At 61.2% G+C, this 23,679-nt stretch carries 23 protein-coding genes and 1 pseudogene; 21 read left to right on the plus strand and 3 right to left on the minus strand.

All coding sequences use genetic code 11. The features are described from left to right. Nucleotides 1-56 precede the first annotated feature (56 nt). The 4 genes from AC58EF_RS05415 to tnpC all read left to right on the plus strand — a co-directional run bounded on the left by AC58EF_RS05415 (nt 57) and on the right by tnpC (nt 4,109). Nucleotides 57-1,463: a Hint domain-containing protein gene (locus AC58EF_RS05415; protein ID WP_497275167.1), complete on the plus strand. Its 1,407-nt coding sequence runs from the start codon at nt 57-59 to the stop codon at nt 1,461-1,463. A 271-nt stretch (nt 1,464-1,734) separates the two neighbouring features. After that, the gene (gene tnpA / locus AC58EF_RS05420) at nt 1,735-2,058 is read left to right on the plus strand and encodes an IS66-like element accessory protein TnpA (protein WP_497275424.1); all 324 of its coding nucleotides are present in this window, start codon (nt 1,735-1,737) and stop codon (nt 2,056-2,058) included. A gap of 17 nt (nt 2,059-2,075) precedes the next feature. Further along, nucleotides 2,076-2,396: an IS66 family insertion sequence element accessory protein TnpB gene (gene tnpB, locus AC58EF_RS05425; RefSeq protein ID WP_497275426.1), complete on the plus strand. Its 321-nt coding sequence runs from the start codon at nt 2,076-2,078 to the stop codon at nt 2,394-2,396. Between the two features lie 48 nt (nt 2,397-2,444). Further along, nucleotides 2,445-4,109, plus strand: coding sequence for an IS66 family transposase (gene tnpC / locus AC58EF_RS05430; RefSeq protein ID WP_497275427.1), 1,665 nt, complete (start codon nt 2,445-2,447; stop codon nt 4,107-4,109). Between the two features lie 63 nt (nt 4,110-4,172). Here tnpC and AC58EF_RS05435 read toward each other — a convergent pair. Both AC58EF_RS05435 and AC58EF_RS05440 read right to left on the minus strand, forming a co-directional pair. After that, nucleotides 4,173-5,050 (minus strand): annotated as a pseudogene (locus tag AC58EF_RS05435) (transposase); the annotation flags it as partial. A gap of 63 nt (nt 5,051-5,113) precedes the next feature. Beyond that, the gene (locus AC58EF_RS05440; RefSeq protein WP_497275168.1) at nt 5,114-7,003 is read right to left on the minus strand and encodes a substrate-binding domain-containing protein; all 1,890 of its coding nucleotides are present in this window, start codon (nt 7,001-7,003) and stop codon (nt 5,114-5,116) included. Nucleotides 7,004-7,641: 638 nt separating this feature from the next. Between AC58EF_RS05440 and AC58EF_RS05445 the strand changes: the two genes are divergently transcribed. The 13 genes from AC58EF_RS05445 (at nt 7,642) to AC58EF_RS05505 (ending at nt 18,844) form a co-directional block, all read left to right on the plus strand. Continuing rightward, nucleotides 7,642-9,288, plus strand: a complete 1,647-nt coding sequence (locus tag AC58EF_RS05445; RefSeq protein ID WP_497275170.1) for a GspE/PulE family protein — start codon at nt 7,642-7,644, stop codon at nt 9,286-9,288. After that, entirely contained in the window at nt 9,285-10,496 is a 1,212-nt protein-coding gene (locus AC58EF_RS05450) for a type II secretion system F family protein (protein WP_257554646.1), read from the plus strand. Before AC58EF_RS05445 ends, AC58EF_RS05450 begins: the two co-directional genes overlap by 4 nt. A gap of 14 nt (nt 10,497-10,510) precedes the next feature. Further along, entirely contained in the window at nt 10,511-10,945 is a 435-nt protein-coding gene (gene gspG, locus AC58EF_RS05455; protein ID WP_257554645.1) for a type II secretion system major pseudopilin GspG, read from the plus strand. After that, nucleotides 10,929-11,366, plus strand: coding sequence for a GspH/FimT family pseudopilin (locus AC58EF_RS05460; RefSeq protein WP_257554643.1), 438 nt, complete (start codon nt 10,929-10,931; stop codon nt 11,364-11,366). Before gspG ends, AC58EF_RS05460 begins: the two co-directional genes overlap by 17 nt. Next, on the plus strand, nt 11,363-11,737 hold the full coding sequence (locus AC58EF_RS05465) for a type II secretion system protein (RefSeq protein ID WP_257554641.1): 375 nt from the start codon (nt 11,363-11,365) through the stop codon (nt 11,735-11,737). Before AC58EF_RS05460 ends, AC58EF_RS05465 begins: the two co-directional genes overlap by 4 nt. Before the next feature lie 3 nt (nt 11,738-11,740). Further along, nucleotides 11,741-12,436: a prepilin-type N-terminal cleavage/methylation domain-containing protein gene (locus AC58EF_RS05470; RefSeq protein ID WP_257554639.1), complete on the plus strand. Its 696-nt coding sequence runs from the start codon at nt 11,741-11,743 to the stop codon at nt 12,434-12,436. After that, on the plus strand, nt 12,433-13,458 hold the full coding sequence (locus AC58EF_RS05475) for a PilN domain-containing protein (RefSeq protein WP_257554638.1): 1,026 nt from the start codon (nt 12,433-12,435) through the stop codon (nt 13,456-13,458). Before AC58EF_RS05470 ends, AC58EF_RS05475 begins: the two co-directional genes overlap by 4 nt. Further along, the gene (gene gspM, locus AC58EF_RS05480; protein ID WP_257554636.1) at nt 13,455-14,009 is read left to right on the plus strand and encodes a type II secretion system protein GspM; all 555 of its coding nucleotides are present in this window, start codon (nt 13,455-13,457) and stop codon (nt 14,007-14,009) included. The genes AC58EF_RS05475 and gspM overlap by 4 nt, the downstream gene beginning before the upstream one ends. A gap of 462 nt (nt 14,010-14,471) precedes the next feature. After that, on the plus strand, nt 14,472-16,550 hold the full coding sequence (gene gspD, locus AC58EF_RS05485; RefSeq protein ID WP_257554634.1) for a type II secretion system secretin GspD: 2,079 nt from the start codon (nt 14,472-14,474) through the stop codon (nt 16,548-16,550). Further along, the gene (locus tag AC58EF_RS05490) at nt 16,547-17,392 is read left to right on the plus strand and encodes a type II secretion system minor pseudopilin (RefSeq protein WP_257554632.1); all 846 of its coding nucleotides are present in this window, start codon (nt 16,547-16,549) and stop codon (nt 17,390-17,392) included. The genes gspD and AC58EF_RS05490 overlap by 4 nt, the downstream gene beginning before the upstream one ends. 241 nt (nt 17,393-17,633) lie before the next feature. After that, nucleotides 17,634-17,858, plus strand: a complete 225-nt coding sequence (locus tag AC58EF_RS05495; protein ID WP_497275174.1) for a hypothetical protein — start codon at nt 17,634-17,636, stop codon at nt 17,856-17,858. A 165-nt stretch (nt 17,859-18,023) separates the two neighbouring features. After that, nucleotides 18,024-18,314, plus strand: a complete 291-nt coding sequence (locus tag AC58EF_RS05500) for a type II toxin-antitoxin system TacA family antitoxin (RefSeq protein ID WP_257554628.1) — start codon at nt 18,024-18,026, stop codon at nt 18,312-18,314. Beyond that, a complete protein-coding gene (locus AC58EF_RS05505; protein ID WP_257554626.1) occupies nt 18,311-18,844 on the plus strand; it encodes a GNAT family N-acetyltransferase in 534 nt (177 codons plus the stop codon). Before AC58EF_RS05500 ends, AC58EF_RS05505 begins: the two co-directional genes overlap by 4 nt. 173 nt (nt 18,845-19,017) lie before the next feature. On the opposite strand, the gene AC58EF_RS05510 is transcribed toward AC58EF_RS05505, so the two are convergent. Then, on the minus strand, nt 19,018-19,578 hold the full coding sequence (locus AC58EF_RS05510; protein WP_489008921.1) for a cell wall hydrolase: 561 nt from the start codon (nt 19,576-19,578) through the stop codon (nt 19,018-19,020). A gap of 517 nt (nt 19,579-20,095) precedes the next feature. Between AC58EF_RS05510 and AC58EF_RS05515 the strand changes: the two genes are divergently transcribed. From AC58EF_RS05515 to AC58EF_RS05530, 4 genes are all read left to right on the plus strand, one after another. Beyond that, a complete protein-coding gene (locus tag AC58EF_RS05515) occupies nt 20,096-20,704 on the plus strand; it encodes a hypothetical protein (RefSeq protein ID WP_257554622.1) in 609 nt (202 codons plus the stop codon). A 454-nt stretch (nt 20,705-21,158) separates the two neighbouring features. Continuing rightward, nucleotides 21,159-21,614 carry a helix-turn-helix domain-containing protein gene (locus AC58EF_RS05520; protein ID WP_489008922.1) on the plus strand — a complete coding sequence of 152 codons (456 nt, stop codon included), beginning with the start codon at nt 21,159-21,161 and terminating at the stop codon, nt 21,612-21,614. 618 nt (nt 21,615-22,232) lie between these two features. Next, nucleotides 22,233-23,312 carry an IS630 family transposase gene (locus AC58EF_RS05525; RefSeq protein ID WP_497275178.1) on the plus strand — a complete coding sequence of 360 codons (1,080 nt, stop codon included), beginning with the start codon at nt 22,233-22,235 and terminating at the stop codon, nt 23,310-23,312. A gap of 32 nt (nt 23,313-23,344) precedes the next feature. Beyond that, entirely contained in the window at nt 23,345-23,671 is a 327-nt protein-coding gene (locus AC58EF_RS05530; protein WP_497275180.1) for a helix-turn-helix domain-containing protein, read from the plus strand. Nucleotides 23,672-23,679: the final 8 nt, after the last annotated feature.

The following is a 23,679-nucleotide window of genomic DNA, read 5'->3' on the forward strand; positions in this document are numbered from 1 at the left end:
GCTATAATAGTGGAAAGGCAGGAACAATGGCTACTAACATAGAGGACTTGTCAGGAATGATTGGGTTGGCCTTCCGGGCGAACTGGGAGGCGGCCTATATCAATCCAGATCAACTTGCCGTGAATGGTGACGGTTCCTACACAATCGGAAATTTTGTCGTAGACGATTATTCTGCCAATCCAGGAGGATGGGCAGAGTTCACGCTAGACATCCAGAACGCAAGCGATGGCGGTCTGGAGATTTACATTCCTGAGTTTGACATGACCGTGATGGCGGATGTCCTGGCCTACTCCCAGGAAACGCTTTTGATATATTTGCCGGACCTTGATGAGCATCGGTTACTGCTGACCGACAACTGGCGGAATGATCCAGACTACAATTTGACCAGTACCAACGTGGTCGGCGGGGGCGGAATCACGCAATACATGGGGGGGATCACGATTTCGGAAACCCACCCCGACGCGCCGTTTGAGCTTCCGGTCGTGTGTTTCGCAGAAGGCACGATGATCGCGACCGTTAATGGACAGTGCTGCATCGAAACGCTTGAGGCGGGTGATCTCGTGGTTACCGCATCTGGTGCCCGGCGGCCGGTGAAGTGGATCGGAACGATGCTGGTGCGCCCGTCGCGCCGTGCCAATCCATCGGACGCTCAGCCTGTGCGGATTCGCGCTGGCGCCTTTGGTGAAGGATTGCCGAAGCGTGATCTGCGACTTTCGCCGGGCCATGCGGTGTATGTCGATGGAGTGTTGGTGCCCGCTGGCCTTCTCGTGAACGGCGCAACCATCGTTCAGGAAGAAGTGGAGCAGATCCGATACTTCCACATCGAACTCGATAGCCATGATGTGCTGCTGGCCGAAGGGCTCCCTTGCGAGGCCTATCTGGATGACGGCAACCGTGGAAGCTTCGTCAATGCTGGCCGAAACGTGGAGTTATTCGGTCGCCTCGATCCGAAATCCTGGGACGACGCCTGTGCACCGATCGTGGCGGCGGGGCCGCAACTCGCTGCCGTGCAGCTGAAACTGGCGGAACGCATTGGGGAAATGGGTTGGGTAAAATCCGAGGATGCCGAACTGCGCCTTCTGGCTGACGGTGTCGAATTCGCGCCGACGGCCATCCAGGGTAATCGGTTCCGCTTCAGCGCGCCGGCCGCTGCTTCGCTCAAGTTGACATCGAATAGCGCGGTGCTTGGGCATGTCATGCCCGGTGTGGCCGACACACGCCGCCTGGGTGTCGCCGTCACTGAAGTGAACATCAACGGACAAGCTCTTTCGCTCGACGATGTAGCGTTCGGAGTAGGGTTCTATACCGTTGAATACCATGATGCCGTGTCGTGGCGCTGGACCAACGGAGAAGGTGAACTTCTCGTGTCGCTCGCTGCGCCCGCCGAGGTCGAGATAGTGGTGACTATGGTCGCGCCGAACTGGAAGCCTCCGGTGCCAGTGCCAGCATTGGTTGCGGCCTAGCATCGGCTTTCAGATCACTGCTCAACAGCAATAATCCCCCGCTTTGCTCTTCCGCGATGCGCGGGGATTATTATTTCAATCTACTATTGTACAATGGTTAGGACAGGTCGCTTCCGCCTACGTCAGAGGCGCAGGGTCGTGTCCTGCGGCGTGGTGAGCTGAAAAGTATCCATCCGGAGAGTGCCGCCTTGCTCAGGCGCAGGCAGCGATAGAGGACGTCCTTACAGCCGCACCTAAGGACGTCCGTACCGACTATGGCGCAGATGACGATATTGACGGGCCGGAGCGTCGGCGCCGGTGGAGCGATGAGCAACGCGAGCGCATCCTGGCGGAGGCGTTTCGGTCTGGTGCGAGGGTCTGTGACGTGGCGCGGCGCCACGACGTTGCGCGCGGCCTGATCTATCAGTGGCGTCGCGCTGCGCTCCGCCAAGCGGAGCCGGTGTTCGTGCCGGCGGTGGTCGTAAACGAGCCGACCGCGCAAGCATCCGACCCTGCCGTAGCGGCCGAGTTCGATCTGCCCGACGGCGGTCGCCTGAGGATCTTCGCCTCAGCGTCACCGGCGCTAGCGGCAGCGGCGTTGAAGGCGCTGCGGTGATCCCGCCGAATGCCAGGGTGTGGATCGCGATGGGCCACACCGACATGAGAAAAGGCATGCAGGGGCTGGCGCTCATGGTGCAGCAGCAGCTCCACCGTGATCCACACGGCGGCGACCTGTTCGTCTTCCGCGGTCGGATCGGCTCGCTAGTGAAGATCATCTGGCACGACGGCCTGGGCATGTCGCTCTATGCCAAACGGCTGGAGAACGGCCGGTTCGTCTGGCCTTTGGCGAAGGACGGCGTCGTTTCACTGACAGCCTCGCAGCTGGCCTGTCTGCTCGAGGGTATCGACTGGCGCAATCCGCAGTACAGCTGGCGTCCTGCCAGCGCCGGATAGGCCATTATCGCCTTGCGTGAAGCGGCCGAGGGTGATTCACTCTCCTTCGTGGCAGCGGTCGTTTCGCCTTTTCCGGACGACGTCGAAGCGCTGAAGGCGCTGCTCACTGCTGCGCTTCAACGGGCCGACGAGGCCGAGGCCCGTGCTGGTGAGGCTGAGGCCCACGCTGCCAATGCGCTGGCGCGCGAGAGCGCCATAGAGGCGGTGATCGCGCACCTGAAGCTACAGATCGCCAAGCTCCGGCGGGAGCAGTACGGCCCGAGCGCCGAGCGCAGCCGTCGCCTGCTCGAGCAGATGGAGCTCCAGCTCGTAGATCTCGAGGCCGACGCCCGCGAGGACGATCTCGCCGCCGGGATCGCCGCCGCCAACACGACCAGCGTCGCCCCGTTCGAGCGCAGACGGCCGGTCAGGAAGCCGTTCCCCGAGCATCTGCCCCGCGAGCGCGTCGTCATCCCGGCGCCATGCGCGTGCCCCGCCTGCGGCGGCTCGCGCCTGTCGAAGCTTGGCGAAGACGTGACCGAGACCCTCGAGGTGGTCCCGCGGTCGTGGAAGGTCATTCAGACGGTGCGCGAGAAGGTCTCGTGCCGCGACTGCCAGACCATCAGCCAGCCGCCCGCGCCGTTCCATGTCGTGCCGCGTGGGTGGGCGGGGCCGAGCTTCCTTGCGATGCTGCTGTTCGAGAAATACGGGCAGCACCAGCCGCTCAACCGCCAGGCCGAGCGGTTCGCCCGTGAAGGCGTGCCGCTCAGCGTCTCGACCCTCGCCGACCAGGTCGGCGCCGCAGCGTTCGCGCTGATGCCGCTCTACAAGCGCATCGAAACGCACGTTCTTGCTGCCGAGCGCCTTCACGGCGACGACACCACCGTGCCGGTCATGGCCAAAGGGAAGACCGACATCGCTCGGCTGTGGGTCTATGTCCGCGATGACGCCCCATTTGCGGGCGCCGACCCGCCGGCGGTGCTCTTCCACTATTCGCGCGACCGGCGCGGCGAGCACCCTCAGGCGCACCTCGCCAACTGGGCAGGCATCTTCCAGGCCGACGCCTATGGCGGCTACGGCGAGCTGTACCGCGACGGTCGCAACGCGGGTCTCGTGCTCGAGGCCGGCTGCTTCGCGCACGCCCGGCGTAAGTTCTTCGAGCTCGCCGACGTCGCGGGCGCCGCGCGCAAGAAGAGTCGCGGCGAGCGGACCGGCATGATCTACCCCATCGCGCTCGAGGCGGTGAAGCGCCTGGACGCGCTGTTCGACATCGAGCGCGCTATCAACGGCAGGTCCGCTGCCGACCGGCTCGCCGTGCGTCAGGAACTGAGCGCGCCGCTGATGACCGAATTGCACGCCTGGCTCACCGACCAGCGCGCCAAGCTGTCGCGCAACCACGACCTCACGAAGGCCTGCCTCTACATGCTCCGCCGCTGGGAAGCGTTCACCCGCTTCCTTGACGACGGCCGGGTCTGCATCTCGAACAACGCTGCCGAGCGGGCGCTTCGATGCGTGCCGCTCGGCCGCAAGGCCTGGCTGTTCTGCGGCTCGGACCGGGGCGGCCAACGCGCCGCCATCCTCTACACCCTCATCCAGACCGCGCGCCTCAACGACGTCGACCCGCAAGCCTGGCTCGCAGACGTACTCGCCCGCATTGCCGACCACCCCGCAACTCGGCTCGACGAGTTGCTGCCGTGGCATTGGCTCCCCAGTACATCCGCTATCGCTGCCTGACAGGCTACGCCGCGGCCCTCACCGGATGGCTACGCTGAAAACGACGAGCCGCGCATTTCGGCGTCAATCCGGGCCGCTCATGCTCTTGGGGATCGCCGAGAGCATGGTGAAGGGATTGTCACTGACCGGTGTCATGGTTTCACAGGTCATGTAGAGGATGGCGCCAATGAGGCGATCGATGGAGTTTGTGCTGTGTAGTTTGGCGTGATGCTCGCGGGGGAATGTCATGTAGGCCCGCATATCGGGTTCCGTTTTTTCCATCAGATTTGCCAGTTTGGGCAGTTTGGGTCGCACCTGATTGGCCCCGGCACGTCATTGCTGACTGGCAGCCTCGGGTGTTGCCTGGGCGAAGGCGGTGGCGATGAAGGCGGAGACAGCGCTGCTACGTGGCACAGAGCAGTTTGGAGGCAGCTGCCTTGATGCCTTCGTGCGCGTCGGAGATGACCAGCTTGACGCCGCGCAGCCCTCGGCGCGTCAGCTTGCGCAGGAACGCGGTCCAGAATGGCTTTGCTTCCGAGGGGGCGATGCCCATATTCCCAACACTTGTGCCGACCGTCGCTGTTGGCGCCCACGGCAACGATCACCGCCACCCTCGTCGAGCTCTTCACACAGCCGACTGACCTAGCTCTTGGAGATGCCATACATACCAAGCGCTTTGACCAGATCGTCCATCGAGCGGGTAGAAATGCCCTTGATGTAGGCCTCTTGGATTACCGCCTTCAGCGCCCGCTCGGCCATCCGACGGGGTTCAAGGGAACCAGGAAAGTAGTTGCCGTTGCGCAGCTTTGGGATCCGCAGTTCTACAGTGCCGGCCCGCGTCTGCCAGTCGCGCGCGCGGTGTCCGTTGCGCTGAAAAGACGGTGGGGAGACTTCTCGCCGTAGCCAGCCGCCGGCCGGTTGCCGACTTCCATCTCAAACAGCCGCTCGGCGGCAAACGAGAGCGAAAAGAAGGCGACCCCGGATTTCTCCGGGGCCGCCAGTACTATGTAGGTATGTGACAGGTTTTAGGCGCCGATCGCCGACCCACCACTACCGCAAACCGTGGTGTTCGAAACGGTAGTGCCACGCGAAGTGCTGTTCTGCATCCAGAGATTCAGTGCGCCGAGACCGCCTGAAGTATTCTGGAAGAAGGTCTCGCGGATAGCACGCTGCCAGTTGTCAGGCACCACACCGATATTCGAATTCGAAACGATGCTGGTCGACGCACCACCGAACATGTCCGTCGGAAGAGCGGCACCGGTACTCCTTGTGCCGTAAAGATCGAAATTGTCCATGACGAACTCGACCATCGAACGACGGTTGCCGGCCTGGTAGCACTGGTGACCCAGGAACTGAGTGGTGCCGGTGATCGCATAACCGTTGTTCGGATCGGCCAAAGTCGCGACCGGGTTGTAGAGCACATCGTACCAAGCGATCGGATTGTTCCGTCGCGCCTGGATGTCCGCGCCGCCTGCCGGATTGCGGACCAGACGGGTATCGGTGGTGTTGTAGCTGCCGTCAGCATTCGACTGCGGCGGAAGGATCGTGGTGCCGAAGGCCGCTTGGGCATTGCCGGCGCTCGGCATGTGGTAAGAGTTCGGCGCAACCGACGGTTTCTGCTGCAGAGCAGCAGCGAAGAGAGCCGGATTGGCGGAAGCCGAGCCAGCCACGAAGTCCGATGCGATGTAGCCAATCTTGCCGTTCACCTTGAAGCCCGTGCCAATATCGGCAGCAGCAAGGATGGCGTCACGGATGGCACTACTTCCATCCCCGAGCAGGTAGCGGCCGGTACCATTAGCACCCGCAGCCGGATTCGACGGCAAACCGCCGGACACGGACAAGATCGTGCCGGTCGCGCGATCGAAATACTGATTTCCGATCATGGGCGCCGTGCCCGAGAGAGCTGCGGAAGACCCGAGCGAATACGGTGTGTCGGCCCGTACGCCGCTGAAGTCAGGCGCCCCGGCGACGCGAGCATAAGGCAGCGCCTCGGCATTTGTCGTATAGTTGTTCGTGCCGAACGCACCGCACTGCTGCGAAAGAGCGCGGGTGAAGATGTCCGTGGTGCCCGAACGATCGAGACGGCCAACCAGGCGAACCGGGACGCCCTGGCTTGCCCACCGGCCCGGATTGTCGATTTCATCCTGGGCGTCCCGCAGAGACGTTCCGCCGTTTGCGGCGGTGAAGAGCGGGTCGTTCCAGTTCACGACGGCGCCGTTGAACACCTTGCAGTAGAGTTCTCGCGAGAGGCGAAGACCACCGGCATTGACGCCATTGATCATCTGCGGGCTGGTAACGTTGAACCGATAGTTCGTCGCACCCTGCGTCGCGTAGATCGGATTGTAGACGATCGCGACGGGCAGAACATATTTCGGGAACTGGATTGGCGCACCGCCAACGGTGACCGCGCCAGTGCTCGTATTCTTGTAGGCCTGGATATCCGACGGGCTGGCGCCACCTTCGGAGAAAGCGAACTGCACGTGCGTCCATAGGGGATTGCCGCTGATGTTCACGAAGGGGTTGTGCACACCAGCCGTGCCCGTGCCCGTGCCGGCGTTGAAGAACTGGTTGGTATTCGAGCGCCACGCTTGACGACCGAAGCCCGAACCCGTTGCGACATATTTGCCTTCGAAGTTCGGCTGAACTTCCGTGGTGGCGCAGTTGAACGAGCCGATGGTCGGCTCAGCAATCGTCGTAAACGAGCCGTTCGGGTTCGGGGAAGAGACGCCGAGCTGATTGCTGCCGCCGATGCAGTTCAGTTCCTGCACGAGAACATTCTGGACGGCGCTGGCACCAGCACCATGAAGCGCGCCATCGCTGTTCGACGGAGCTGGGATGGTCTGTGCCGAAGCACCTGAGGCGAGCGCCATGCTGGCGACTGTCGCCAGGAAGAGCGCGGAATTGATACGCTTCATTGAATTTCTCCAAATTGAGGTTTGAAAACAAAAAACGTCCATTCTTCAGCGCGCAGATCATCGTTCACCAACCCGAAGATCGGCGCGCCTGATCCTTGCAAATTCCCGGTCACGCAAAGTCCCGACCGCCAAATCGCAAGAAGTGGCGCGGACCCTCGTTCTATACGCAGCGCCAGCAGGCTTCGTCGCAAGGACTTCAACCTACCCGCCATTACCCGAATATTCGGGCGACTCATCCGAAAGTAATATTCGGATTAACATAGTTGCCGGATCACGACTCGATCATTTTCCGACAATCACATGCTATCGAGTCTAAATGACATTTTTGTTATAGTGAGGTTTTGATTGTGCTTGGCTTGGATATTTATTCTGTCCATTATGGTTGGACATTATTGATATAGTAAAATCCGCAATCGTGATGGTGCAACTATACTGTAGCAATACGCGGATATAACTTGTATCCAATTAGTTCCTTTGGAACTTTCCCTTGCCCTTCACTAGGGGCCGCAACAGGAGGCGCGGGTAGCGATAGCATGATCCGAGCGGCAAATATTGCACGATCCTGGCATAAAGTTCGGGGTGCTGAGGAGGTGGGCGAGGGTGGCTCAGGCCCCTTGAATCCTTCGGGATTCGAGGAAATGTTGCGCGCGCGGGCCTTGCTCTCGGACGACGCTCTGCAACGCGCGCTTCTGGTTCAGGCCGAGACCGGAGAGCGACTGGATGCTGTCGTCACCCGCCTCGGGCTTCTGTCGGAAGATCGAGTCGCAACCGAGATGGGCGCTTATACCGGGCTGCCGGTGGTCGATGGCTCTGCCTTCCCGTCCCAGGCGATCGAGGGACCGGATCTGCCCTCTGATTTCCTACGCGAGAATCGCGCTGTGCCAATTGCGGCGGAAGCGACTTTCGTGCGCGTCGCGGTCAGCGATCCGTTCGATTCCTTCGTCGAACAAGCCTTCGGTTTCACCTTCGGGCGTCATGTCGAGCGCGTCATCGCCCGGTCAAGCGATCTCGATGCTGCGATAGAACGCCTCTATCATGGGGCAGGTCCCGTCGCCGAAGACGCTGATGGGGAGATCGACAGCGACGATCTTGAACGGCTCAAGGACCTCGTTAGCGACGCACCTGTGATCCGCGCCGTCAATAGACTGATTGCGCGTGCGTCCGACGAGCGCGCATCCGACATTCATATAGAGCCCAGCGATGACGGCCTGGCAGTCCGGTTCCGAGTCGATGGCATGTTGCGCGAGGCTGCAAAGCTGCCGCTCGCGATGCGTGCGCCCCTGGTGTCACGTATCAAGGTGATGGCGGGGCTGAACATCGCCGAGCGGCGCCTGCCCCAGGACGGCCGTCTGCGCATTTCTGTGCGCGGCCATGAAATCGACCTTCGCGTCGCAACCTCACCCTCCATCCATGGCGAGAGCGTGGTCATGCGTATCCTTGATCGGTCACGCCTGGCCCTCGATTTTACCACGCTGGGCTTCGATCCCGAACTGACAAGCCGGATGCGTGAAGCGATCGCCCGCCCGCACGGCATCGTGTTGGTGACCGGTCCAACCGGCAGCGGAAAGACCACGACCCTTTATGCCGCGCTTTCCGAGCTGAACGCGCCCCACCGCAAACTCCTCACTGTCGAAGATCCGATCGAATATCGTCTCCCGGGCGTGATCCAGACGCAGGTCAACCCCGCGATCAGTTTCACCTTCAGCACCGCGCTGCGCTCGTTCCTGCGCCAGGATCCGGACGTGATGATGGTGGGCGAGATTCGCGACGCCGAGACAGCTCAGATCGCTGTCCAGGCCGCGCTTACCGGCCATATGATTCTTTCCACCCTCCACACCAATACGGCCGCGGGCGCTATATCGCGTCTTCTCGATATGGGCGTGGAGCCCTTCCTTCTCGGATCGGTTTTATCTGGTATTCTGGCCCAACGCCTCGTGCGGCGCCTCTGTCCGGATTGCCGTCGACCCTACGTTCCGGACGACGACATCCCCGAAATCCTTGTCCCCATGCTTCATACGGTTGGGCCGAGGCAGTTCTATCACGCTGAAGGATGCAACCGGTGCGGGGGCAGCGGCTACTCCGGCCGTGTCGCCGTTCTCGAATTTCTGCGCGTCGACGATGCGGTGTCCAAGCTTATCCTGCATAGCGCTGATACCCCTGAAATCCAGGCGGCAGGCGAGGCCGGAGGAATGCGCAGCCTTTTTGCCGATGGCGTTGCCAAGGCGGCTATCGGCCTCACGACGATTGAAGAAGTGCTTCGCGTAAGCAGCGGGGAGGGGGGATGACCACTTTCCGCTACCGCGCCGTCAAGGATGACGGTTCGAGCCTCACAGGTGAACTTGAGGCCGGTGATCGCCGCGATGCCGTCGCGGCTCTACGCCGCAATGGCGCACGGCCACTCGACTTGGTCGCGATGCCGGCAGAGCGCGGAAGGAAGAGGTCGAAGGCGGGCGGGAAGGGGCGTGAGGCAGCGGCAATCACCGTCGGGGAGCTTGCGGTTTTGCTCGAAGCGGGGTTGCAGCTCGACCGTGCGCTCGCTCTCGCGGTGGAGAATGTCGAGGACAAGGCAGTCGCCGCCCACCTCGCCGATATCCTGCGTGAAGTGCGCGAAGGCGCGCCTCTGTCACGCGCTATGGCCCTGAAGCCCGACCTGTTCTCTCCCACAGCTGTCGCGATGGCGGAAGCCGGCGAAGCGAATGGCCGTCTCGGCGAAGCCTTGACCCGGCTTGCCGGCGCACTCGAGCAGGAGGCTGAATTGCGCCGCCTGGTTGTATCGTCGATGATCTATCCGATCGCGCTCATCGTCATTGCCGTCGGCGTCGTTCTGCTGATGCTCCTCTTCGTCGTGCCGCAATTCGAGCGCATGTTCACCAGCACGGCCCAGAAGCTACCGACCGCGACGCTGGTTGTCATGACAGCCAGCCAGATCGTCCGGCAATACGGCCTTGTCATGCTCTTGGCCCTAGGGGGGGCGATCATCGCTGGCGCCTTCGCGCTGCGTCAGCCAGCAGTCCGGCTCGCTCGCGACCGGATCGCGCTTCGTATGCCGCAACTGGGCGAACTCATCCGCCGTATCGAAACCGCCCGGTTCGCTCGCACGCTCGGTGCGCTCATCGAGGGAGAGGTGGGACTCCCTGCGGCGCTGGCGCTTTCCCAGCGAACCCTGTCCAATCAGGTGTTGGCCAGCGCGATCGGCAAGGTCGCCGATGGCGTCAAGGAGGGTGGGGGCCTCACCGCACCATTGGCGGCTTCCGGTGTGCTCCCCAGGCTGGCGATCGGCTTCCTGCGGACCGGCGAAGAAACGTCGCAACTCGGCATGATGCTGACGCGCCTTGCCGACGTACTCGATCGCGATGTTCGAACCCGCCTCGAACGCCTGATCGGCATCCTCACCCCCGCCATTACGGTCCTGCTGGGCGTAACCGTCGCGGCGATCATCGCATCCATCATGTCGGCGATCCTCGGCTTCAACGACCTGGCGCTGTCTTCATGAAGGGAGAAAGCAGAATGAGAAAGAGACCCGGAAAAGACACCGGACAGGAAGCCGGCTTTACGCTCCTGGAGCTCCTTGTCGTGCTGGCGATCCTTGGATTGCTAGCTGCGATCGTCGGCCCGCAGGTGATCAAATATCTCGACAGTTCCAAGTCGAAGACAGCCCAGGTCCAGGCGAAGAATGTCGTTGCCGCGCTCAACCTCTTCAAGCTCGATGCCTCGCGCTATCCCACGGAACACGAGGGCCTGGAAGCCCTGGTAAAGGCCCCGCAGAACCTGCCGAGCTGGAATGGGCCATATCTTCCCGAACAGTCTGCGATCATCGACCCCTGGGGGCGGCCCTATCTGATGCGGATCCCCGGCGAGCATGGTGAGGTTGACGTCTACAGCCATGGATCGGACGGGAAGGCTGGCGGGACGGGGGAGGCCAGGGATGTGGGGAGCTGGTGAGCATTCCTCGATCCATTCCCACGCGGAAGCCGGTTTCACGCTGATCGAGGCGCTGGTCATTTTGGCGGTACTCGGCCTCGCTGCTGGAATCTCGTTCCCTGCCGTTGGCGCAGCCCTACGCTACCAGGCATTCATGGATGGTGCGACGCGCTTCGAGGCGTCGTTACGCAGCGCCCGGATGCAAGCATTGCGCCGGGGCATCATTGTTCGATTTGAGGTGTCTTCCGACCAGCGCGGCTTTGGCATCGGCGAGGCAAGGGACCTCCTCCCGGACCGGCTACGCGCCATTCCGCGGGCCGGCGGGATCACCTTCTATCCGGATGGCACCGCCACGGCCGGCGAAGTGGCGGTCGAAGACGGTGTGAGGGCACGGCGCTGGCGTGTTCGCCCGACAACCGGCCTGATCGAGCGCATATCATGAGCGGCAGGGCTGCAGAGGCAGGCTTCAGCCTGATCGAGGTATTGGTGGCACTCGCCGTCATCGCCGGCATGTCCTCGATGTTGTTCGACTCGATCTCGACTCATGCCCAGGCTGCGAGCCGAACCGCACAAAAGCGCGAGGCGGTTCTGCTCGCGCGTTCGCTGCTTGCCCAGGCCAGTATCGCCCCCGGACCCGGCGAACTGGCAGCTACCGGTCATTGGCGCGATCTCTCATGGCGTTTCACGCGACATGGCGTCGGAGGCGGCGCCCGCGATACCGCAGTAGCCCTCCAAAGGGTTCGGATCGATGTCCTGGATCGCGGGACAGGGCGCAGACTCGTTCGCGTCGAGACGCTGCGGTTGGATCAGTGACCGATGGCGGCAAGGGACCATATCCACGCAAACTGCGCCGCAAAGGAAGATGGCTTCACACTTGTCGAACTGCTGGTCAGCCTCGCGCTGATGGGACTGGCGGCCGTTCTCCTCGCGCAGGGGTTGGCTAGCGCCGGGATCATTGCCCAGCGCAGCCGGGCGGTGAACAACAACTTCGAGGAAATCGTCGCGGTGCAAAATGTGCTGCGAACCTCGATCGAACGATTGCGCCCGATTACCCGCACAGATTCCGCGATTCCGATCGTGGAAATGCGCGGAACCACCGGTGTGTTGACCTTCGTGGGTCCATCTTTCGACCGCGAAGGCGCGGATGCGCTGCAGCGCTATCGCCTGACGCGCACTGCAAATGGCGATCTCGTTCTCTATACGGCCCACAGCCGAAAAATGGGAATTGATCGCAGTGGAACGGAGCTCGTTGGCTGGACTCCCAACAGGCTCCTCTCGGGCGTGCGTGATCTTTCGATCAGCTATTTTGGCCCGCCCGAGCCTGGCGCGCAGCGGGTCTGGCAGGACAGATGGTGGGACCGTTCGACGACCCCCGAGCTTATCCGCGTCCGGCTTGTTTTCGGAGAAAGGGACCAACGGGTCTGGCCGGACCTCGTCATACGGCCTCGATCAACCAGCTACGGCCCCTGCCGGATCGATGCCCTTACCGGAAAATGCGGAGAAGAGCGATGAGCGCGAAGCGCATTCTTGACGCCGATATGACGACGATCGGTAGCTGGCTCTCGCAGGGGCTGCGCTGGTGGGTCAGCGAACTGGAACAATTGCTACCCACGCGTTTGCGTCAACGCCGTGTCGACAGTCTGGCCCGGTTCGCTTTTGCGGAGGGAGGTCTGACACTGTTTCCGAACGGAAAGAAGGTCAATCGGGAGAGAGAGCCTCAGCCGGGCGAACGGATCGCCGTCGTCGTGCAACCCGACCGGTGCCTCACTCGGACGATCGAGCGTCCTGCCTTGAGCGACCGGGATTTACAGCGAATGGTAGCATTCGAGGGCGAGAGCCTGCTGCCTTTCCCGAACGGCGCCATCATGGTCGCCGCACGGCGGCTTGGCCCGGCCGCAGATCCCGCACGAGTGCGTGTAGAGGTTGCCGGGCTTCCGGCCGATACGGCCCGCGCGATCGCGGATGCCGTCGCCGAAACAAAGGCGGTCGCCATGCGCGTCCAGCTTGAGGACAACGGTACTGTGGCGCCGATCGATTTTGCACCCGCCATGCGTGACGCGAACCTGATTGCACGGCCCCGCAGTGCCACGCCGATAGTCTGGGCGGCAGTCGGCTGTTTTGTCTTGCTCAACATCGCCTTGTTCATCTGGAAGGACGTGCAGGCGGTGGAGCGGCTTGAGCAGGTTGTGCAGGAACAGCAGCCGGCCGTCACCGTCGCACAGACCATCATCAAAAGAACCGAACAGGACCGCACGTTGGTTGCGCGATCCCTCGGGAAGCGCCGGCACCATGATGCGCTTGGCGGGCTCGCGGCGACCAGCGAGGCTCTGCCGGAAGGAGCCTGGCTTCAACGCTTCGTCTGGGACGGCGCTACGATGAAGATCACCGGCTACAAGCCGCCCCGCACGGATGTCGCGAGCGGTTTGCGCCAGTCCGGCGCCTTTACGGATGTTCGCGCCCTCAACGACGAAATCCAGGCCGAGGTTCCGGCAGGCGAGCCGTTCGATATTGGCGCGCGGATCAATCGCCGATGATGCGCCCGGTCTCTCCTCGCGAGCGCCGTCTCGTCGCGTTGCTCATTCTGGTGGGGCTCATCGCGCTTGTCTGGTTTCTGATCGTGGCGCCCATCGCTGCCGGCTTTTCCGCCCGGGCCGAGAAGCGCAACGAGTTGAACCTTCTCTACCTGCACAATCAGCGCACGATCGCGGCCGTTCCGCGGTTGCGGCGCCAGGCCGAGGAGGCTCGGCGGCGGATCGATACCTATGTGATTGCCGCGCCCAATATCGAGCAGGGGCGGGAAGCCTTGAAGCAGCGCCTGCAGCGCGTCGTCGAGCGAAGCGGCGGCGAAGTTCGCGCACTTGGCGATGCCGAGGGCGACGCGGGATGGGCCCGGGCAAGCATCAGTGCGCGGATGACGCTGCCCCAGCTCGTCGCGACCCTCGACCAGCTGCAGAACACGCCACCGTGGCTCGTTGTCGAAACTCTTTCGGTCGAGGCGAACGACGCCCTCGTCACCGGCCAATCCTCCATCATGGATGTTCAAATTGAAGCTGCGATTCCCTTCCGCGCTGCCGCCGCTCGATAAGACGGCGAGCCTGCCTCTGGTGCTCTGCGCGCTGCTGGCGGGCGCTGTTGCTATCCAGTTGGCGGGTGGCGGTGACGTAGAGCTGCCGCCCCCCGGTCCAGTCGGCCGTGGGGCGCAATCAGCCTTACCCGCTGGCGAGCCTGAACGCGCAGAGGGCGGCGCGATCATTCTTGCCCGATCGATGTTCGCTCCCGCGGGCGGTCCCGCCGCAAGCGGGGCAGGGCAGGTTGGCGATCGCAAGATCGTTGGATCTGTCCGCGTCGGCCGCGCCATTTATGCCGTCGTGCAAGGGGCTGACGGACGCGCTGTCAGCGTGCCCCTCGGAGGACGCATCGGTGACTGGAGGCTGATGGCGGTTCGTACGAACGAGATTCTCCTCACGCAAGGCGAAGAGAAGATCATTGTCCCATTCGGTGCAGGGGCCCCCCTTCCTGCAAACGGGGCGACGACGGGGAGTCCAAGATGAAGATCAAGCCGAATTTGCTGTCAGGTATTGCCCTGATAGCCCTCACTCTGACCGGATGTGCAGCCCAGCAACAGCCACTGCCGATCCAGATGCCTCAGCCGCCCGCAATCGTCGCGGAAGCGGAGCGGGCGGAGCCACAAGTGCGTTCGACCCTCGTTGAAGGGGAAGGGACGATTCCACGCCCCGGTGCCGGAGCGACGCCGCGCCCGGTTCGTGGCGGCAATGTCAGCCTCAATCTCCCTCAGGCGGACGTCCGCGCCGTGGCATCGTCTGTCCAGCAAGTGACGGGTATTCCGGTCAGCGTCGATCCCGGTGTGAATGCACAGGTCTCGCTCGTGACGCCGGGATCGGTCGCGCGCTCAGAAATCATCGGTCTGTTCGAGACGGCACTTCGCTCCGCGCAACTCGCCCTTGTTCCCATCGGCAATGGGTTTGTTGTTCGGCCCGAGGCATCCGCCCGTGTGCCCGTAGCGCCCGATGCCCTCGGATTTGGGACCGAAGTCATCACGCTCCAGTTCATCAACGCGGAAGAAGTGCGCAAAGTGCTCGATAGCGCGATTCCAGGTGTGGTGTCGGATATCGACCCTGCCGGCAATCGGGTCACGATCGCGGGCACGACCGGCCAGCGCAGCAGCGCGCGTGACATGCTCAAGCAATTCGATGTGAACTGGCTCCGAAATATGAGCTTCGGACTCTATATTCCGGAACGCACCGACGCCCGACTGATCGTTCCCGAACTCGACAAGCTCATCAATGCCGAGAACGCGCCGACACGCGGGCTTGTTCGCCTCATCACCATGGAGCGGTTGAACGGCATCCTCGCGGTCAGTGCGCAAGGCCAATATCTCGAAGACGTCCGCCGCTGGGTCGAAATCCTGGATCGCGAAGGCGAGAATGCCGAGAAACGCATCTTCGTCTATCATGTCCAGAATGGCCGTGCTCGCGATCTCGCGCGCACCCTCAACCAGGCATATGGCAACAGCAGCGGAGAAAGCGACGATCTGTCCGAGCCATTTGGTGGAACCGATGACGGACGAGCGCGCTCCTCGGGCAGTTCGTCCTCGCAGACGCCTCGCGCCGCTGGCGCCGAGGGTTCGTCCGGCAATCGGAGCGGATCCCGCGACGGCGCATCGGACGCGGATCGCCAGGCATCGTCGTCGAACGGCAGCGGCGGGAAAATCACAGCCGACGAGATCAACAATGCGATCGTCGTGCATGGGACGCCGCGCGAATATGCGATAATCGAAGATGCCTTGCGCAAGCTCGACATCGCGCCGCTGCAGGTCATGATCGAAGCGGCGATCACCGAGGTCTCCTTGACCGACACCTTGCGCTACGGTGTGCAGTGGAACTGGCTGACCGGCGACAGCAACTTCCGCGTCACCGATGGCGCGGAGATGCCCACCGGTCCCACCCAGTCCGGCTTCAGCTACTATCTTGCCGGAACCAGCATAAACGCCGCGCTCAACGCACTCGAGCAACGCACCAATGTTCGGGTCGTGTCAGCGCCCAAGCTTGTCACGCTCAACAACCAGACGGCGGCGCTTCAGGTTGGCGATCAGGTTCCCGTCTCTTCGGGCAATGCTGTCAGCGTCACCAATCCGGACGCGCCCATCGTCAACGCAATCGAGTACCGCGATACCGGGGTCATCCTGCGCGTAACGCCTCGGGTCAACGGGAGCGGCACGGTGCTTCTCGACGTCTCGCAGGAGGTGAGCGACGTCAATGTCAGCAGTGCGGTGGCGAGTGCCGGTGCCGCAATCGCGACACCGACGATCTCCACTCGGCGGATATCGACCACCGTCGCGGTGCAAGACGGGCAGGTCATCGCACTCGGTGGCCTCTTTCGGGATTCGCAGACATCGGGCAAAAACGGCATTCCGATCCTTTCGCGGATTCCTGTCATAGGTGGTCTGTTCGGCAGCCATGACAACCGCCAGAACCGGACAGAGCTTATCGTGCTGCTGAAGCCCCAGGTCATTCGGACGCCGGACGACGGGCGTGCGGTCACCGAGGAACTGCGCATGAAGCTTCGGACACTGGAACCCTTCCGGACTCATGGCACCATCCCGTGAACAAGGGAGAGGAAGGCTATGCGCTGGTCGCAGCAGTAGCCAGCATCGCTGTTTTTGCAGCCATGGCGTTGACTGTTCTGACGGCGACACGGATGGGGATCGATGAAGTTGCTGCGGAACATGATCAGCTTCAGGCTGGTGCTGCGGCGGACGCCGGCGTGGCGCGCGCGCTCAGCAGTCTCATGGCCACTGATATCACGCAGCGCTGGCCCATTGACGGTCGCGAGCAACGGTTCACCTTCAACGACGCCCGCATTCGCGTAAGGATCGAAGACGAGCGCGGCAAGGTGCCTATCGGCCAGCTTGACGAGGCGATGGCGACGCGCCTCCTCGAAGAGGTCGGTCTTGAAGGAGACAGGCTGCTGATTGCGCGAGATTCGCTGCTCGACTGGACCGACGGCGACGATGAGGTTCGCCCGTTCGGCGCGGAGAGCGCCTATTATGAACGGGCGGGAATTCGTCCCGCGAACGGGTTCCTTGCATCGATCGAAGAGCTCGGCAGCATCCGCGGTTTCGATACCCGGCTCGTGGAACTCATCCGCCCGATAGCGACCGCCTACACCGCGAGGGCGGCGTTCGATACAAAATTTGCCGATCCGCGCGCGATCGCCGTCATGGAGGCAGGAGGGCAGGTGGGGAGCCCCGTCGCCATCGATCGTGCCCGCGAGCGCGCCGGGCAGCGCACCGCTCTGGCGTTTACCGACGCCACCGATGTTATCGGCAGGCCGCTCACGATCATTGTCGAAGCGAGATTGCCAGATGGTGCGCGGGCTGTGCGCAGGGTCGTCGTGGAGATAACAGATCGACCTGAACGGCCATATTTGATCAGGGCATCGAACTGAACGAAAGGCACGTAGAGACACCCTCGACACGGTCTGCGCTGGTTTACGCATTCTCGATAAGGCTAAGTTTAGCTTAGCAAATGTCGGAATAGGTTAAACCGACCGCAACAGAAACTCCCAGTTCCAAGACTTTCGTAGCCGTTTCTACGTCTGCACGGGAGCTCCGCGTCTTGGGAATTCGCTTGCGTTCCCGCTGCGCTAACCCGCAAGCTGGGGCGCTATGAGGTTCCAGTCTTTCGCCTTGGACGTTTTGCTGTTGCCCACTCCTTTGATAGTCACGATTACAGCGCAGATTGGTGGCCTCGCCCTGGTGATCGACGCAAGGGAAACCGCCGCCGCCCGCTGGTATGGGCGTTTCGGCGCAATGCCATTGCTGGACGGAACGTCGCTGAAATTCATTCTGCCGTCGCAGACGATCACTAATGCTTTGGAAGCAATGAAGGCCGAAGCCATATCGCTGCAATGACAGGAGTTATGCCGATGAACTGCGGCTCATGGGGCTCGGTATAACACTCAAGACTCCCAACAGCTCGGGAACCTCCAACACTGACAGCAGGTTCCGATAAGACACCGGTGTGGGTCTTGAATTTGTCGGTATATTGCCGTACATGGGTGGCGAAGGAGTATTGTTATGGTCGCCGGGGTTCAGGAGCGCCGTTCGGAAAGACTTGAGGTGCGAGTGCCGCCCTCGCTGCACAGCCGGGTAAGCCATGCGGCAGCGTTGCGCGGGCAAACCCTGGCAGCGTTCGTCACCGCTGCGGTGCAGGATGCCGCGCAGCGTGCGATCGACGACGCCGAGGTGACACGACTCAATCGAGATGATTTCGCGGCGCTGATACGCGCGCTCGATACCGAGGCGGAACCCAACCAGGCACTGAAGGCTGCCGCAACGCGGCATCGCGCAATTACAGGTCATGTGTGAAGGGTGAGATTGAGGTCCGGTTCGAACGGTTGTCTGCGGCGCATGACCGAAGCGGGTTCGTCTGTGAACAACCATCGCTCACCGACTATCTGTTGAAATTCGCTGGCCAGAACGAGCGCGGTGACATTGCTGCCTGCTTCGTGGCGGTAGCGCCGGATTCCGCCAAAGTTGTAGGCTATTATACCATCTCGGCACATGCGGTGCTGGAAAACGAACTATTGCCTGAACAGAAGAAAGGCTTGCCGGGTTATGATCGGATTCCGGCCTTTCTCATAGGCCGGCTCGCGCGTGACGTCACGATGAAGGGCAAGGGGTTGGGCGAACTGTTGCTGATCGACGCGCTGACGCGTCTCTGTTCGATTGAGGCAGCTGCGCGCATGATTGTCGTCGACCCGATCGACGAGAATGCCGGGGCCTTCTACGACCGTTATGGGTTCACGCCGCTTGGGCAAGGAACGACTCGACTCTCCTTGCCGATGAAAGTCGCGCGCAAGGCGGTAGCCGCATTGCGATCAGGACCCGCCAGCTAGCGAGGTTCAGGTTCGGAAATCGCAAATCAGTCCGACATCTGCAGCAGTCGAACTTGCCAACGATGTACATGCCGAGATCGCGGCGCTCGTGGAATTTTGGTCTCGGTTTGAAACGCGCCGATTATCGAAACTATTCACACCGAGCTTGTCCTGCTTCCTGCCTGATCGCTGATTTACGGCTCCTGGGCTGCCATTGCATCCAGACCGAGTCCCCACGGAGCGAAATTGGCGGGCGCCGCCTTCAATGTCTGTGTGTTTGTGGACGAACTGCGATAGGCGCTCGCCGAAACGGGCGTACCCGCAAAATTGACCGGACCGTAGGGGGCGGGTTTTCCAGGCGTATGGTAAAAGATGTGCGCCCCGATCTGAGTTATGCGGGTGAGGCTCGGCGCCCAATAGGGACTGACATAGTTCGCATGATAATGTGTCGCGCCTGGAGCGCGCGCGGGAATGCGGTTTGCAAGCGCGTCCTCTGCGACCATTCTGGCTTCAATCATCACGCGCTCCGGCAGCCTGCGCCTGAGCGAGCCGTCGCATGTAAAGCTGAACTGGCAGCCCGTGCGCCGGGTTGATCCCTCGAAAACCACGTCGCAGACGGTGCCCTGGAACGATCCGCTTCTCAGCCGGTTGAGCACAACCTCCGCGACCGCCTGCTTCCCTTCCAGGCTCTCGTAGCCGGCTTCATAGGCAATAGCGAGCGTCAGGCATTCCAATGCCCGCGGATAGTCCTCCATTGCTGGCGGAACGGGAAGCTGGGCATGGGCTGGAATAGTGCTGGCAAGCGCGACCCCGGCAGCGAAAGCGCCGATGGTTCTGCTCGACTTTGCGATTGCGCTCGAAATTCGATGCCGACCACCAGCCGCTCGGAAACTGGGAAGGGCGATCCGGATGGTTTCGCGGGGTACGGCATATCCATCCTGCATAGTCAATCAACCCTAGTGCAACACGCCTCCTCAAAGAAGTCCGCGTCTATTCGAGATTTTGTGATTCGATTTTCTGTAGATGTATTTATAATACACATTACAATTTGTGGCAATATATATAGAAATAGTTATGAAAAAATGCGGTTTAATTTGAATGTGTCATCTAATTGAAAGAGTGAATTGCGATATGTCTCGATCACTATTTCATGGAATCGTGATGTAATCGACGACAGAATGATGAAATTTGTAGAATCCTGGCATAAAATTATCTCCATTCTGGCTGCTTGCGGTGGCCCATTCCGTCATGACTGATCCTGGGAGCAGAAAAATGATCTTCAAGTTGGGCGCGATCGCGGCGGTGTCGGCTCTCGGGCTGTCCCTATACGCATTTCAGTCGGCACCTGATGCCCGACCCGTTGAAGCGCAGGGCGCTGCATCGGCGGGAACCGCCTCCCAAGGTGCCAAAATAATCCCGGCGCGTTTGCTCGACTGCACGCTCGGACGGATTTCGAATTTCGACACACAGCGAGAGCAGGATCCATCGGAATATACCTATTCCAGCCGCCACAAGTTCAGCCTGTTCCTGCCCGAAACGCCGGTTCGCACCACACCGCCGCCTGAGGCGACCGAGCGGCCAGAACCGGTTAATCCTCAGACCAGGATCGTCGCCGATCCTGACGGAATCGCGCGTGATGCAGAGGCTCACGCCTTTGATCGTGTCGTCGATTTCTGGCCGCAGCGTGTCGAAATGACCAAGCCCATCAGCAATATCGCGGTGAAGCTGGTCATCATCGATGGCGTCGATCCAAGCCAGTCCTCGGCGACCATGTTTCTGACGAGCGCCAACGACGCGGTCACCTTCGATCTCAAGAATCTCTATTATGGTCGTTGCAGCGTCAAACTCGGGAAACAGGCGCTGGTCCCTCAGGCATCATAGATTTGAAGCCCGATCAGCTTTGCTAACCATGCATCTGATACACCTTGCTCTAAGCAGGGCGTGTCCGATGCATCGGCGCTCAGTTACATCTGGGCATGCCGGGAGTATCACGGGGGCGAGATCATGTCCGCTTTTCAACAATCACTGAGGATTGCGGATTTTTCCATCCCTCATCGTGCACCATTGTCGAAACCGTTGCGCGATTCCCCTAGAAGCGGTGATTCCAGCTGGTTGGTGGGAGTGCATCTCAACCTATTAAAATATCAGGATAATTATAAAATCCGATTCTAAGATTGCCAGTTCGCCGCGCTGAAGTGTCTCTAAATTAGAAGCATGTGCGGAATGAAGCCTCCAAAGGTCTGCGCCCGCCGGATTTGACGAAGAAGTCGGGTTTGACCGACCGCGCAGGCCTGTACTGGAGAGCGGCCGCCCATTGCATCTAAAGGAGACGACGATGGACGAGATAGGCATCGACCTTGATGCGCTTTCGGCTTCCAATGTCGCGGCGGCGATCCCCAGCAGCGCCGCGCGTCTCGCGCCTTGGCAGGTCAAACTTGCCAAGAAGGGCATGGCGCGGCAGCTCGCTACCGGATTGCGCATCGCCGACATTGCGGCGAACCTCGATATTTCCGTGACGCATTTTTCCAAGGGCTTCCGGAACTCCGTCGGCATCGCGCCCTATCGTTGGTTCATGAACGCCAGGCTTGCTCATGCCCTCCATCTACTTGCCGAAACCCGCACCTCTATGGCGGAGATTGCGACCGCGTGCGGCTATTCCTGCCAAAGCCATTTCACCACGTCCTTTTCGAACGCTATGGGGACAACACCGACACAGTGGCGCCGCCGGCGTCGCGAAAACGCCACTGGGCCGCTCATCGGCGTGCCGATCCTTACCATCCCGGAGATGTAAGCAACCTGAGGCCCACTTCAGTCGAATGGCCCGCCATGGGCGCTATTCCAGATCATACCTGCAAGGTGACAGCGCAAGGTGGTTGGCAATGATCCGGGCGGTGACCTGGGGTGTCCGCTGCTGCCGCGGCACCCGCAACAGCGGAATGGATAGTGCCAGGCGTCATCAATCAGTCAGTTTACCGACCCTGCGCGCGGCAAATATTCACGCCGTCGGATCGTTATGTGCATCGGATCCTTCAGACGATCGCAAAGCCGAAATTCGCTTTGCCAAGTTTGGCCCTTCAACGTGTCTATTGAATAGAGGCCGGCGCACGGGTTGCGCGGAATCGCCGTGACGGTTGCTGCTGGCAAGGAGGGGATATCGCGCTCCGGGCGCTGATCGAGTTGCCGAATTCCCGTCCATCCTTTTTCACAGGAGATGCTGATGGTCCATGGCGCTTTGCCGACAGGCGATAGAGATTTGACCGACAATGCTGATTGCCAACCAGCGGCTCCGGCATCGAGCCATGCGGTTCAAAGCCGTCGAAGCCACAAGGGGATGAAGCTAGTGGGCAAGGTCTGACAGAAGAGTCCTGAAGTGGATTCCCGAAGTTTGCCGGTTGTGCGATGAGGGTGGATGCGCAGCGGTATCTCAATCAGCCTTTCCCCATGCGACCGAGACCGGCTCGATCGGATCATCAAGGACCGCAACTCGGCGCAGAAGCATTCATGGCGCGCCGAGATCGTGGTCCTGACGAGCGAGGGTGTCGGCACCAACGAGATCATGCGGCGAACTGGGACTTCGAAGACCTGCGTATGGCGATGGCAAGAGCGCTTCATGCAAGAAGGAGTCGAAGGACTGCTTCGCGACAAGACCCGTCCGTCGCGGATCCCGCCCTTGGCTCCCGAGGTGACCGACCGGGTCGTTGCTCGGACGCTCGAAGATCCGCCCGGCGAGACCACCCATTGGACGGCGCTGATGATGGCGAGCGAGGTTGGGATCAGCGTCAGTTCGGTGCAGCGGATCTGGCGATCTCATGGCCTGCAACCCCACCGCGTTCGCCAATTCAAGCTATCGAATGATCCGAAGTTTGTCGAAAAGCTTCGCGATGTCGTCGGGCTATATGTCTCGCCGCCCGCGCACGCGATCGTGCTGTCATTCGACGAAAAAAGCCAAATCCAAGCGCTCGATCGCTCGCAGCCTGGCCTCCCGCTCAAGAAGGGACGGGCCGGAACCATGACCCACGATTACAAGCGCAATGGCACAACCACGCTCTTTGCTGCGCTCAACGTGCTCGATGGCACCGTAATCGGCCGCAACATGCAGCGGCACCGTCATCAGGAATTCATCCGTTTTCTGAACCTGATCGAAGCACAGGTGCCCGCAGGAAAGGCGATCCACGTCATCCTCGATAACTACGCCGCCCACAAGCATCCCAAAGTGCGCGAGTGGCTCGGCCGGCACCCGCGCTTTACCTTCCACTTTACGCCAACCTCATGCTCATGGCTGAATGCCGTTGAGGGCTTCTTCGCCAAGCTGACCAACCGCCGTCTCAAACGCGGCGTCTTCCACTCGCTCATCGACCTCCAGGCGGCCATCAACCGCTTCCTTGCCGAGCACAATGAAAGCCCAAAGCCATTCGTCTGGACCGCAGACCCAGATAAGATCATCGCCGCCGTCAGGCGCGGGCATCAAGTGTTAGATTCCTGCCACTAGCTCCCTGGCAGCTGAAACGGGCGCAGGAACTGATGTTTGAACAGGTGGCCAGTGTTCTTGAGGTTGCGCAAATCGCTCAGGGGTTGGGAATGTCGACAGCGTATTTTACGAAGGCATTCAAGAATACTGTCGGTATTCCTCCCTATGGCTGGCATCTGCGCCAGCGTATCACCCGCTCTGCCTCCCTTCTGCATGATCAAAAGCTGACGTTGGCACAGATCGCCACCGAATGCGGCTTCTCCGATCAAAGTCATTACACGAAGGCATTCCGGCGCCTGATTGGCATTACGCCGGGGAGGTGGCGCAGAAAACTCAGAGCCGGAGCGCTTCGTATCGAGGAAATGATCAAACTGAACTAGCTGGAAGG

This window comes from Sphingobium sp. WR1 (assembly GCF_059693745.1).

Excerpts from the sequence above, each read along its gene's own strand:
- AC58EF_RS05520 (WP_489008922.1), top strand. The coding sequence starts at position 21,159 with ATGGACGAGATAGGCATCGACCTTGATGCGCTTTCGGCTTCCAATGTC.
- AC58EF_RS05530 (WP_497275180.1), top strand. The coding sequence starts at position 23,345 with ATGTTTGAACAGGTGGCCAGTGTTCTTGAGGTTGCGCAAATCGCTCAG.
- gspM (WP_257554636.1), top strand. The coding sequence starts at position 13,455 with ATGATGCGCCCGGTCTCTCCTCGCGAGCGCCGTCTCGTCGCGTTGCTC.
- AC58EF_RS05465 (WP_257554641.1), top strand. The coding sequence starts at position 11,363 with ATGAGCGGCAGGGCTGCAGAGGCAGGCTTCAGCCTGATCGAGGTATTG.
- AC58EF_RS05500 (WP_257554628.1), top strand. The coding sequence starts at position 18,024 with ATGGTCGCCGGGGTTCAGGAGCGCCGTTCGGAAAGACTTGAGGTGCGA.
- AC58EF_RS05450 (WP_257554646.1), top strand. The coding sequence starts at position 9,285 with ATGACCACTTTCCGCTACCGCGCCGTCAAGGATGACGGTTCGAGCCTC.
- gspD (WP_257554634.1), top strand. The coding sequence starts at position 14,472 with ATGAAGATCAAGCCGAATTTGCTGTCAGGTATTGCCCTGATAGCCCTC.
- AC58EF_RS05440 (WP_497275168.1), bottom strand. The coding sequence starts at position 7,003 with ATGAAGCGTATCAATTCCGCGCTCTTCCTGGCGACAGTCGCCAGCATG.
- AC58EF_RS05525 (WP_497275178.1), top strand. The coding sequence starts at position 22,233 with ATGCGCAGCGGTATCTCAATCAGCCTTTCCCCATGCGACCGAGACCGG.
- AC58EF_RS05475 (WP_257554638.1), top strand. The coding sequence starts at position 12,433 with ATGAGCGCGAAGCGCATTCTTGACGCCGATATGACGACGATCGGTAGC.
- AC58EF_RS05415 (WP_497275167.1), top strand. The coding sequence starts at position 57 with ATGATTGGGTTGGCCTTCCGGGCGAACTGGGAGGCGGCCTATATCAAT.
- AC58EF_RS05470 (WP_257554639.1), top strand. The coding sequence starts at position 11,741 with ATGGCGGCAAGGGACCATATCCACGCAAACTGCGCCGCAAAGGAAGAT.
- AC58EF_RS05445 (WP_497275170.1), top strand. The coding sequence starts at position 7,642 with ATGTTGCGCGCGCGGGCCTTGCTCTCGGACGACGCTCTGCAACGCGCG.
- gspG (WP_257554645.1), top strand. The coding sequence starts at position 10,511 with ATGAGAAAGAGACCCGGAAAAGACACCGGACAGGAAGCCGGCTTTACG.
- AC58EF_RS05515 (WP_257554622.1), top strand. The coding sequence starts at position 20,096 with ATGATCTTCAAGTTGGGCGCGATCGCGGCGGTGTCGGCTCTCGGGCTG.
- AC58EF_RS05510 (WP_489008921.1), bottom strand. The coding sequence starts at position 19,578 with ATGGAGGACTATCCGCGGGCATTGGAATGCCTGACGCTCGCTATTGCC.
- AC58EF_RS05460 (WP_257554643.1), top strand. The coding sequence starts at position 10,929 with ATGTGGGGAGCTGGTGAGCATTCCTCGATCCATTCCCACGCGGAAGCC.